Origin of the sequence: Embleya sp. NPDC127516, assembly GCF_044765325.1 — a bacterium.
In the GTDB taxonomy this organism is placed as follows: Bacteria; Actinomycetota; Actinomycetes; order Streptomycetales; family Streptomycetaceae; genus Embleya.
The window spans coordinates 113193-123039 of the sequence record NZ_JBIWJT010000031.1; the positions used below are offsets into that span (position 1 = coordinate 113193).

The 9847-nt window shown below is 70.1% G+C and carries 10 protein-coding genes and 1 pseudogene; 5 read left to right on the plus strand and 6 right to left on the minus strand.

Annotation, left to right across the window (positions count from 1 at the left end):
• Positions 1 to 46 precede the first annotated feature (46 nt).
• Together ACIRL2_RS40565 and ACIRL2_RS40570 are read left to right on the plus strand one after the other, a co-directional pair.
• Positions 47 to 310, plus strand: a complete 264-nt coding sequence (locus ACIRL2_RS40565; protein WP_402239183.1) for a hypothetical protein — start codon at positions 47 to 49, stop codon at positions 308 to 310.
• Positions 307 to 672: a hypothetical protein gene (locus ACIRL2_RS40570; RefSeq protein WP_395870977.1), complete on the plus strand. Its 366-nt coding sequence runs from the start codon at positions 307 to 309 to the stop codon at positions 670 to 672. The genes ACIRL2_RS40565 and ACIRL2_RS40570 overlap by 4 nt, the downstream gene beginning before the upstream one ends.
• A gap of 91 nt (positions 673 to 763) precedes the next feature.
• Here ACIRL2_RS40570 and ACIRL2_RS40575 read toward each other — a convergent pair whose 3' ends face one another.
• Entirely contained in the window at positions 764 to 937 is a 174-nt protein-coding gene (locus tag ACIRL2_RS40575; RefSeq protein WP_395871011.1) for a hypothetical protein, read from the minus strand.
• 587 nt (positions 938 to 1524) lie between these two features.
• On the opposite strand from ACIRL2_RS40575, the gene ACIRL2_RS40580 reads away from it, so the two are divergent.
• Entirely contained in the window at positions 1525 to 2382 is an 858-nt protein-coding gene (locus tag ACIRL2_RS40580; protein ID WP_395870975.1) for a S1 family peptidase, read from the plus strand.
• 352 nt (positions 2383 to 2734) lie between these two features.
• On the opposite strand, the gene ACIRL2_RS40585 is transcribed toward ACIRL2_RS40580, so the two are convergent.
• Together ACIRL2_RS40585 and ACIRL2_RS40590 are read right to left on the minus strand one after the other, a co-directional pair.
• Positions 2735 to 3982, minus strand: coding sequence for an IS110 family transposase (locus ACIRL2_RS40585; RefSeq protein ID WP_402239186.1), 1248 nt, complete (start codon positions 3980 to 3982; stop codon positions 2735 to 2737).
• Between the two features lie 680 nt (positions 3983 to 4662).
• Positions 4663 to 5670 carry a PQQ-binding-like beta-propeller repeat protein gene (locus ACIRL2_RS40590; protein WP_402239187.1) on the minus strand — a complete coding sequence of 336 codons (1008 nt, stop codon included), beginning with the start codon at positions 5668 to 5670 and terminating at the stop codon, positions 4663 to 4665.
• A 633-nt stretch (positions 5671 to 6303) separates the two neighbouring features.
• Here ACIRL2_RS40590 and ACIRL2_RS40595 point away from each other — a divergent pair.
• Positions 6304 to 6606, plus strand: a complete 303-nt coding sequence (locus ACIRL2_RS40595; RefSeq protein ID WP_402239190.1) for a hypothetical protein — start codon at positions 6304 to 6306, stop codon at positions 6604 to 6606.
• A 408-nt stretch (positions 6607 to 7014) separates the two neighbouring features.
• On the opposite strand, the gene ACIRL2_RS40600 is transcribed toward ACIRL2_RS40595, so the two are convergent.
• The 3 genes and pseudogenes from ACIRL2_RS40600 to ACIRL2_RS40610 all read right to left on the minus strand — a co-directional run.
• Positions 7015 to 7560 (minus strand): hypothetical protein, encoded by a 546-nt coding sequence (locus ACIRL2_RS40600; protein ID WP_402239192.1) that lies wholly within the window; start codon positions 7558 to 7560, stop codon positions 7015 to 7017.
• Between the two features lie 471 nt (positions 7561 to 8031).
• Positions 8032 to 8607 carry a hypothetical protein gene (locus ACIRL2_RS40605; protein ID WP_402239198.1) on the minus strand — a complete coding sequence of 192 codons (576 nt, stop codon included), beginning with the start codon at positions 8605 to 8607 and terminating at the stop codon, positions 8032 to 8034.
• Positions 8608 to 8911: 304 nt separating this feature from the next.
• Positions 8912 to 9349: pseudogene (locus ACIRL2_RS40610) on the minus strand (integrase core domain-containing protein); the annotation flags it as partial.
• 68 nt (positions 9350 to 9417) lie between these two features.
• On the opposite strand from ACIRL2_RS40610, the gene ACIRL2_RS40615 reads away from it, so the two are divergent.
• Complete coding sequence (locus ACIRL2_RS40615) at positions 9418 to 9603, plus strand: hypothetical protein (protein WP_402239194.1); 186 nt, start codon at positions 9418 to 9420, stop codon at positions 9601 to 9603.
• Positions 9604 to 9847: the final 244 nt, after the last annotated feature.

The window sequence follows — 9847 nt, forward strand, 5'->3', positions numbered from 1 at the left end:
CTCACGCGCTAGTCGCCGGTACCCGCATATAGCTATGCTTGTGGGCATGGGTAAGCAGACGAACATCCGGCTGGACGAGGCCGTCAAGGCCGCCGCCGAGGAGCGGGCGAAGCGCCGTGGGCTGAGCCTGCAGGGATACGTGGCCGATCTGATCGAGCAGGACGTGAACGAGTCGCGCGCCGCGTTCATGGCCGGCGCCGCGACGTTCCTGGCGGCGTACGCCGACCGGTTCGAGGCGGAGTTCGGCGAGGATCGCTACCCGGGCCTTGCGGCGGAGTCGGCGCGGACCGCGCCGCGGGACGCCGCGTGAACCTGCGGATCGACCTCGCCTGGATCCTGGCCGTCGCCCAGCAGATCCCCGGGGACCCCCAGGTCGTCGACTACGGCGTGCCGATCGCGGCCGACGCACGCCACCGCGCGGAGGTCCTCGACCACGAGGTCTACCCCGAGCCCCACCACAAAGCCGCCGCCCTCCTGTGCGAACTCGCCCGGAACCCGAGCCTGGAGACGAGGAACCTGCTGTTCGCTGCCACCGTCACCGCGGCCTACCTCGCCGCGTGCGGTCTCCCGGTGAGCCCCGGCCTGGACACCGTCCTCCCCCTGGCCCACGCCGCACGCGAAGGCCTCCCGGTGCGGGAGGTCGCCACCCAACTCAAAACCTGGACGAGTTGACCCACCGGGTTCCGCCCTCGAATGCCGTCCACGGCGGGTCCTGTTCGCTCGCAACGCGCGGGTGCCGCATGCCGCTGCCTGGGCTGGTCACTCATCGACCGTCCCGCAGTGTGCCTCGGCGCGGTGCCTCGGCGCGCAGGCGGGCGAGCTCGGTACCCATGTCCCGGATCTCGAGCGGGTGGTGCGAGGACACCAACGGCACGCAGATCGCCGGCGTGAAGGACGGCTCGCCGACCCCGTGGCCCTGCGAGGAGCCCGAGCGCATGGACGAGCGCCGTACAGAAGTGGGAATCCCACCGTTCGCCGAATACATCGCTCAGTTCTCCATCGCCTGAGTCATCCCAGCATCCGGCGGATCACGCTCACGCCTGATCCGCCGGAAAGACCCTACTGTGAGGGGCGATACGGCCGGCCCGCCGAACCCCCGGCACACGAACGGGGCTCACCAACCATCGGCGCGGGTCACAGCGTGGCACCCCCGGCCGAGACGCGCGACACGGGCGCGCTGCGGCCCTGATTCCCACGCACTGGGAGAACGCGGGACGTCGGCCGAGCGCGGCGCTCGCGCCCCGCTCGCGGCGAGCTCCGCCTCGATTGATCTCGCCGGAGATCGTCGGGATGGCGAAGGTGGGGGACCCGGTGCCGAACGCGGAATCGAACCGGTCGATGGCCTTGAGTACCGCGGTCACCGGCCTGTCCGGAATCTATCCGAGGATGACATCGAAGCGACTGTTTCCAGTGGAGCGCCGCGCCGAGGATGAACCGCACGGGCCCGGACGCGGAAGACGTTCGGCCCGGGTACGGCCGCCGCACCCTCGCGCGGCCGACCCTGCCTCCACGAAAGGTCTCTACATGCGCGCATCCGCCTCGCGTTCCACCGCCGACACCGGCCCCGTCCCGCGCCGCCGGCGCGGACTGGTCGCCAAGGCGATCGCGGCCACCGGAGCGGCACTCGTGCTCGGCTCCACGGCGTTCGCCGGCAGTGCCGGCGCGATCGTCAACGGGCGGGACTCGACCGAGAGTTACCCGTTCATGGCCTACGTCCCGATGACGGCCGGGGGCGTGGACGCCGGGTGCGGGGCCACCCTGATCGATCGGCAATGGGTCCTCACCGCGGCGCACTGTGTCGACCGTGATCTGCCCATCGAACTGGCCGGGACGGTACGGATCGGCAGCGAGAACCGCACACAGGGCGGCACCGTACGCGGCATCGACAGGATCGTGATGCACCCCGGCTACTCGCAGCCGGCCGACGACGGTGGCTACAACGTGAACGACCTCGCGTTGATCCGCCTGGACCGGCCGGTCAAGGAGAAGCCGATCAAACTCGCCAAGCAGGCCGGGCCGGTGGGCACGCCGACTCGGCTCCTGGGCTTCGGCACCATCGTCGACCCGGACAGGCTCGAGGACGCGGTCTTCCCCAACCGGCTCCAGGAGTTGGACACCCGTCTGGGCACCAGCGCCGAGTGCAACGGCCGCACCGACGCCACCCGCCTGTGCACGGTCAGCCGCAAGCTCAACGCCATGGCCTGCTTCGGCGACTCCGGCGGCCCGCAGATCCAAAAGAACCGCGCCGGCCGGTGGGAGCTGATCGGCACCACCTCGGGCGACGGCGACGGCAAACCCGGCTGCGCGACGGGCCCGGGCCTGTACACCAACGACACCGCGTACAAGAACTGGATCCACAAGACGATCCACGACCGCACGTAAGACCGAGGCGCCGCGACCCCGGCACGGGGCGGTCCACGCCGGGCGCGGGTGTGGTGCAGGTTCGAAACCGCCCCACCGTCCGGAGTCGCAGTCCCGTCCGAGTCGACGATCGAAGGCCGTTTCCGGGCCGGAGGTGGTTTGCCATCAGGTCCGTGTGGGCCTCGGTCGTCCGCCCCGCACACAGCAGCCGAAAACCCGGAAGCACCGGCTGCCCGCCGGGGTCGTCGCGGGAGCAGGCCGGGCACAGGTTCACCTCGTGTGACCGTGCCCGGCCGTTCACGTTCGTCGGACACAAGGCATCGCGGATCGGCGCCGGGGGGTGCCTCTATGTCTTTCGTCAACCGAGATCGGGTCATGCTGCGACCGGTTCGGCCGGTCGGGATTCGTAGAAGGTTCCGTCTCTGAGCATGGCGAACAGGACGTTGATGCGTTGGCGGGCGAGGCGGAGGAGGGCTTGGGTGTGGGTTTTGCCGCGGGCTCTGCATCGGTCGTAGTAGGTGCGGGAGGCGGGGTCGTGCAGGGCGGCGAACGCGGAGAGGAACATGGCCCGTTTCAGGAGTCGGTTGCCTGTCCTGGGGGCGTGTTCGCCGTGGATCGACGTGCCGGAGGATTTCGTGGCCGGGGCGAGGCCGGCGTAGGAGGCCAGGTGGGCGGCGGTGGGGAACGAGGTTCCGTCGCCGATGGTCACGAGGAGGGTGGCTGCGGTCCTGACTCCGACTCCGGGCATCGAGGTCAGGACCTGCGAAAGAGGGTGGGCCTCCAACAGCTCGCCGATCTGCGTTTCGACGGCGCGTCGTTGTTCGTGGACGGCGGCGAGCGAGCGGGCCAACGAGGGCACGACGGTGTCGAGGGTGGCGGTGCCCGGGACGACGACGGTCTGTTCGTCGAGTGCGTCGAAGACGTCGTCCACGAGGCGTTCGGCCATGCGCGGTGCCTTCGGCCGTATCAGGGCCACGAGTCTGCGGCGTCCGGCCTTGCGCAGGGCGGCGGGCGAGCCGTGTCGCTCGAGGAGGTGGGTCATGGCCGGGTGGTCCAGGCGGGGTCCGAGGACGCGTTCGAGGCTGGGGTGGAACTGGGTGAGCAGGCTGCGGATGCGGTTGCTGGTGCGGGTGGCCTCGGCGGCGGGGTCCTGGTCGAAGCCGGTGAGGACCGTCAGGGCCGCGGTTGTCTCGTCGGTGGCCTCCAGGGCTCGGAGGGTGTGGGGCATGGTGCGGGCGGCGTCGGCGATGACGTGGGCGTCGCGGGCGTCGGTCTTGGCCTCGCCCGGGTAGAGGTCCGCGATCCGGCGCATCGCCAGGCCGGGCAGGTAGGCGACCTCGCAGCCCGCGTCGCGGGCCACCGTCAGCGGCAGGGCGCCGATCGAGGCGGGCTGGTCGACGATCACCAGCACTGTCCCGAACTTCGCCCGCAGTTTGTCGAAGACGGCCCGCAGTCTCGGTTCGCTGTTGGGCAGCCTCTTGTCGAACACGGTCTTGCCGGCGGCCGTGAGGCCGTGGCCGTGGTGGTCGGATTTGCCCACGTCCAGGCCGAGGAAGACCTTGATGTCGCCGGTGTCGAGCACCGCACCCCTCCCAGGGTGTCGTTCCGGTCCCGGCCTCATGCCTTCGCACCGCACGCGCGCATCCACGTTACGCAGACCAACCACCCTTCGCTGGCCGGGCGTTGCGCTCGGCCGGGTGGCGGTCAGGCCTCTCATCAGCGGTCAAACGGTGCTCCGGGTCCGGTGACACCACCCCCCAGGTCATGCGTTCGACAGGGGGCAAAAGCCATGCCGGACCCGGAGGCCAGGAGCCCCATTTCAGGACCACGAAAAAGGTAACGGGGGCGGCGCCCTCGAGTACGCGGAAAGGGAGGGAAGCGCGCACGATGACGACGGCCGACCCTCGCAAGCGTCCCGAACACCGACGCCCGGCCTGCCGGCCCGGCACCGGTGGGAGCTTCGTCCGTGCTGTGGAGTCTCAACGCCCGTGGCAAGAGCCGGTCTTCTGACCAGCGACTTCTTCGCTGTCTCCCGGCGATGACACGCCGATTCAGTCTCAGAGTCGTGGCATAGCCTCAGCCGCTTCGCACATCCGGCGAGCTGCGCCCTCCGACCTGCGGTGTTCTTCGACTCGGCGAGATCGTCACCCCGCCGAGCCCGTCCGGGTGCACATCGACGTGCACACGCGGGACCGGAAAGGCGAGGCCGTCCAGCCCAGGCCGGGTTTGCTCCCGAACCGCAGCGGACGGCCCGCACCGGTAACGTCCCTACTCACACCGCCACTTCGAAACCGTGGCACGTCAGCCCACGCGGGTCCGGAAGACGAACATCCGGGTACCGGTGACCACCAGGGCATGGTGCGCGCCCAGCGGCAGTGGCTCTTCGTCGACGTCCAGGTCGCGGGCCATGACCTGCTTGCTGCGCACGTCGAGGGCGATCGCGGTACGAGCCCGGGTCCGTCCGTACAGGACGCCGCCGACGATGCTGTACGGGGTGAACGCGACCTCGTCGTCGTCCTGTTGCCACAGGGTCCGGCCCGATGCCGGTTCCCATGCGGTGCTTCGTGCACCGTCCGTATCGGCACCTTCGCCGCCCAGGACCACCACGCTGCCCGTCGCGTCGGTGACCAGGACGGAGGACGACTTCGGGGAGGGGCCTGCGGCGGTCAGCGCACCGGTGACCGGGTCGTACAGGCCCACGAGTCGGCCGGAAGGGTGCTTCATCCATGCGATGACCAGCTTGCCGTTCACGGTACCGATGACATCGGGCGCGTAGGTGGAGCGAAGGTCTCGCGGGTCGGTGTTCGCAGGTGTCTCCACCGTGTCGGTGTCCCATCGCCGCGCGCCCGTCGAGGCGTCGAACGCGACGAGCCTGCGGTGTCGTTCCAGGGTGTCGTCCTTGACGTCCTCGAACTTGAAAATCGTGCCCTCGACCAGGATCGGGCTCTCGCCCGCGCCGACGACGACGGCCGTGCGCCCCCTGGTGGAAAAGGAGCAGTCGTCGCCCGGCTCGCAGGTGAAAACGCGGCCGGGGCCCGTGTCGTCGGCGCGCCGCACCTTGACGGAGGTGTTCCTCACGCCGGTGGGTTCGATGATCCAGCCGTCCTGGACCCGTGCCTCGCCCCCACCGGGAAGCTCCACCGCGCCGATCCGCTCGCCGCGTTCGTCCCAGGCCTGGACGGTTCGGAAGGAAGTCTCCTTGGTGAGGCCGTCGGAGGGGACGATCCGCTCTCCGCGCACGACGATCGCCGGCTTGCCCAGCCAGGTCTCACCCGTGACGACGCCGTCCAAGGTCAAGGTCTTGCGCACGTTCCCTGTGGTGATGTCGCGCAACTCGACGGCAACGCCCCCGCCGCTTCCGGGATCCGATGGGCCCGGTGTGTCGCCGGGAACACGCCTGGAGCGTGCGAAGACGACCACGGTTCCGGACCCCAAGGCGAACATCGGCGGACTCGGCCGAGCCGCGTCCTCGTCGGCGAGTTCCGTGGACCACAAGGGCTTCGCCTCGAGACCCGGCAGCGTCGGCCCCTGGTAGGCGGATTCGGTATGCGCCTCCGAACGATCGGGCCAGGCGGCTCCGGGCCCGCGCCCGGAAGAGGAGGTGCAGGCGGACGATATCGCGACCAGTGCGGTGCCGAGCACCGCCGCAGTGACCGTTCGAACGACGTAACCGCGCATCAGTCCCCCGGAATTCGATCTTTCTCGTCCGTGCCGAACGATAGATCGTGGCACCGAACGAGCCAAGCGACGACCGGTCCGTGAACCGCACCAACGCGCAGAATCGGTTCCACTTCCGGGGATACCGACCGGGTTCGGATGTAGGCGTGTTCGGGCCGTCGGGGAACTTGGTCGACAGCGTCGTCACCCCGAGCGTCTTCGCCGATCAGGCATGCGTTGGCCCCGACTGATTCGACGGCGCGCTCGATGTCGCAGAGGCATGGCGTGCGTATCCTCGGCCAGGTCGACCTCGACGAACTCCTCGTCAACCGCGACGAGATCAACCAACGCCCACAGCAGATCATCGACCAGGTCACCGACCCTTACGTCTTTGGCGTGTGGCTGCGAGACAAGGACTCGTCAGTCACAGCGGGAGATTCCGCTTGCGCCGTTCATGGTAGGCGCGCAGAAGTACCGACTGTCGGTGGCGACGTTGCTGACCCATTGGCCGACGCATCCGGCAGCGGCTGTGCGGCCGTGATGCCGGCAATACGTAAGTGCGGTGAATCGAAGGGCCCGTTGACGTAGGAGACCCGGAAGTTCGGCTGGAGGGACGCGTAGTCGTTGCTGTCGAGGATCCGGGCCTCGGGAATGTCGTGACAAACCTCGGCAAGCATGGCATCGCGCTTGGCGGTGACGGCCGATTGTGGGACGGCCGCAAGATGGGCGATCCATCGTCCCCTCGGACACGACGACGCGGGGTCGGTTCGGTCGGGCCGGGTCGGTCGAGAAGGCGCTTGCGGGTGGCGCGGACGTCGTGCCCGTGGCGGTCGGAGTCCCGAGCGCGTGCGAACGCGGTGATCGCGGCGGCGCCGGCAAGCTCTGCTGAGGCCGCCACGCTGGTCACTCCGAGACCAAGTGGGCGACGAACGCCTCGATCGCACAGGCCGGTTCGTCCGAGTCGGTGTGTGGGAAGCACGTGCGCAGTGGGCCGCGTCAGGGCCGGCTCGGGCGCGGCCGGACGGGTCCGGGGCCGGGCCGTGTTCCTTCGCGCTGCTCGACGAGGAGGGTGTTGAGTGCGGCCCGCAGAATTGCCGTGTCGACGTCGAGCAGAATCGGCAGCTTCACGGGCGGCAGCGGGCCGGCGGCGCCGGCGCGTTCGACCAGCACGTAGCTTTGCGGTGCCCGCCCCGCGGCGATCCCGGTCCGGAACTCGGCCACGTCCTCCCACGCCACGACGCGCCGCCCGCGGACCGCGATGCCGTCCGCGTCGACCCGCAGCCGCACGCGCGGCACGACCAGCCAGACGATCCACACGACGACGGGCACCAGCAGCACCGCCATAACCGGGACGAGCACCTTCGGCGTGTCCGGATTCGGACTCGCGAACGACCCCGCCATCGCCGCGAGCAACGGCATCGTGCAGCCGGCAATGGCCGCGAGCGCCTTCGTGGAGGTCCGCGCTTCGAACGCGCCGTAGCGCCGAACGCCGTCGACGACGCGACGCATTGCTTGCCATTCGTCCAGCGGGCTGCGCTCCATGCGGCCACGCTAGCGGCACCCTCAGATCTCCCCTCGTCGGTCCCCGCTCGCCCGCCCCCTTGGTCGCCGACGCCACCTGCTCCTTGAAGCGTTCGATCATCCGGTCCGCAACGCCGAGCCCGACGCACTCGATTCCCTCGCCGTCGACCTCGACAGGGTGCAGCGCCACGGCCGACAGCGGTTCGTTGCGCCCGACACCGTCTCCACCGTCGACCGCCTCCGCCTACGGTGCGCCCGTCTGCTCATCGACGGACACTGCATCGTCGACCCCCAGGCGCGCACCCCGACCATGACGCCGAACGGCACGACGCGGGTCCGCGCGCTGGAACAGGGGGAACTGGCACGTTCGTACGCGACGCGGGCCGCCTCTCGGCCGGGCCGGGGTCGATCTCGAACACCGACCGCCCTCCGGTCGTTCAAGACGCGCAGGGGCTCGCGTTGCAACCCATGCGTCCTCGGCACGCCGCCGCGTCACCAGGAGCGGGCCACCCGCAGCAGGATCACGTCGTAGTACGAGTAGGTGTTGACGTCGTCCATGACGATGAGCTCCACGATGAACTCCGGCCGCCGCCACAGGGCCGTGCGGTCGCTCTGTTCATCGGGCTCCTCCTTGTCCGGCTCGCCCAGCTCGGCGGCCACGAGGGCGCGGAGTCGGACGTACTCCGCTTCGAAGGCTTCGCGGCGGGCGTCGGGGAACCGGACCCATTCGGAGGTGTAGTCGCCGTCGAGCTCGTCCTCCTCGTCCTCATCCACCTCTTGGCCGGACGGCGGCCAGAAGAGCGCACACGCAAGCCGCACCCCGACGATCTCCGGCCGGCCGGAGTCATCTGCGGCCTCCAACTCCAGCCGGTAGCCGATCCCGTCATCGGAACCGGTGATGACATGCGGGGCACAGGCCCCGCCGAACCAGTCGAGCACCTCGCCGGGCCGCATCCAGCCGTAGTCGACGAAGCGCTGCTCCACCGCGGCCCGCTCCCACGGAGATTCGGCCAGGCGGAGCATACGTTCGACCCACGTTTGGTTGATCTCCAGAGTCTTCAGCGCCATGCGCGGACGTTAGCGATACGCCCTGACCGCCACAAGGCCGGGCACCCCGCACGCGCCGGCTCTGCTCGTCATCGCCGTGCTGGTCCGCTTCACCACGGGCGGCCCGGGGCTGTTCGGGCAGACCCACAGCGGGCTGCACGGCCGCGAGTTCCACATCCATCACCGGCTGGGCCGGCGGAAGATACTCGTTGAGCAGCCCTCCGAGGACTTGGCGACGGCATATCCGGTCGAGCCGTGCCGGGAACGCGAGCACGTTCGGGTCGTCGTCGGGGGCACGCAGTTGCAGTCCGTCGCCTTGGTGGCTGCGTCCGGTGTTGTAGTGCTCGACGTACGCGGCGGGGACCGTGCGCAGGTGGTGTTCGCCGGTGACGAGAAGCAGGTCGGTGCATTCGCGTCGCACGGAGGTGATCCGGCGTTCCGCGAAGGCGTTCATGCGCGGCGCCTGCGGCGCGGTGGGCACGATCTCGATTCCGATCGACGCGAATACGGCGTCGAAGGCGGCGGTGAACTTCCCGTCCCGGTCCCGGATCAGGTACGCGAACCCGTGGCCGGCGTCTTCGAGCTCGGCGGCGAGGTTCCGATCGCCCACAGGATCGAGGACGTCGTCGGGAACCGGTCCGCCTGGAGCCGGGCGGCCCGGGTGCGGGTGTACCTGGTGGCGGGCCGGCCTGGGCCCTGGACGCGCGCCCGAGGTGCACGCGCCGGTGAACGGGCCGGTACTGCTCACCGTGCCCGTCCACATCCCCCTCCTCCCGTCCTCCGGTATCCGAGCGGGCGACACCGTCCATCTGTGGCGGGGGGTCGATCGAGGTGCGCCACACCGTCCTTGCCCGCGAGGTCCAGGACCGGCGCGTCACCGTGAACGCGGGACTGGTCACCGTCCTCGCCGCCGGCGGCGGCGGCCTCCAGGTCTCCTACGGGATACGCGACAGCGCCGGGGCCGGCGCCGGCCACTCCCCCGAATCACCCGTACACGTCAGCCTCCTGGGACTGTGACGCAACCGGCCTCCTGCCGGGGCCCCGTCCCGACCGAGTGACCTCCCGCCGTCCGCCGACCCGAATCGGCGTCGGCACGACCGGGCCCCGCGGCCGAAGAGGAGCCCCGCCTCCCGGCCCGACACGTTCGCGGCGGCCGACACTTATCAGGGCCGGCGGCGGGCGCGCCGAGAGGCGGTGCGTCCGTCGTCGGCCCCGCAGGGGGGTGTCGTGGCCCTGCTTCAGGCGGTGATGACCTTGCGGT

Excerpts from the sequence above, each read along its gene's own strand:
- ACIRL2_RS40585 (WP_402239186.1), bottom strand. The coding sequence starts at position 3,982 with ATGAGGCCGGGACCGGAACGACACCCTGGGAGGGGTGCGGTGCTCGAC.
- ACIRL2_RS40600 (WP_402239192.1), bottom strand. The coding sequence starts at position 7,560 with ATGGAGCGCAGCCCGCTGGACGAATGGCAAGCAATGCGTCGCGTCGTC.
- ACIRL2_RS40575 (WP_395871011.1), bottom strand. The coding sequence starts at position 937 with ATGCGCTCGGGCTCCTCGCAGGGCCACGGGGTCGGCGAGCCGTCCTTC.
- ACIRL2_RS40605 (WP_402239198.1), bottom strand. The coding sequence starts at position 8,607 with ATGGCGCTGAAGACTCTGGAGATCAACCAAACGTGGGTCGAACGTATG.
- ACIRL2_RS40565 (WP_402239183.1), top strand. The coding sequence starts at position 47 with ATGGGTAAGCAGACGAACATCCGGCTGGACGAGGCCGTCAAGGCCGCC.
- ACIRL2_RS40580 (WP_395870975.1), top strand. The coding sequence starts at position 1,525 with ATGCGCGCATCCGCCTCGCGTTCCACCGCCGACACCGGCCCCGTCCCG.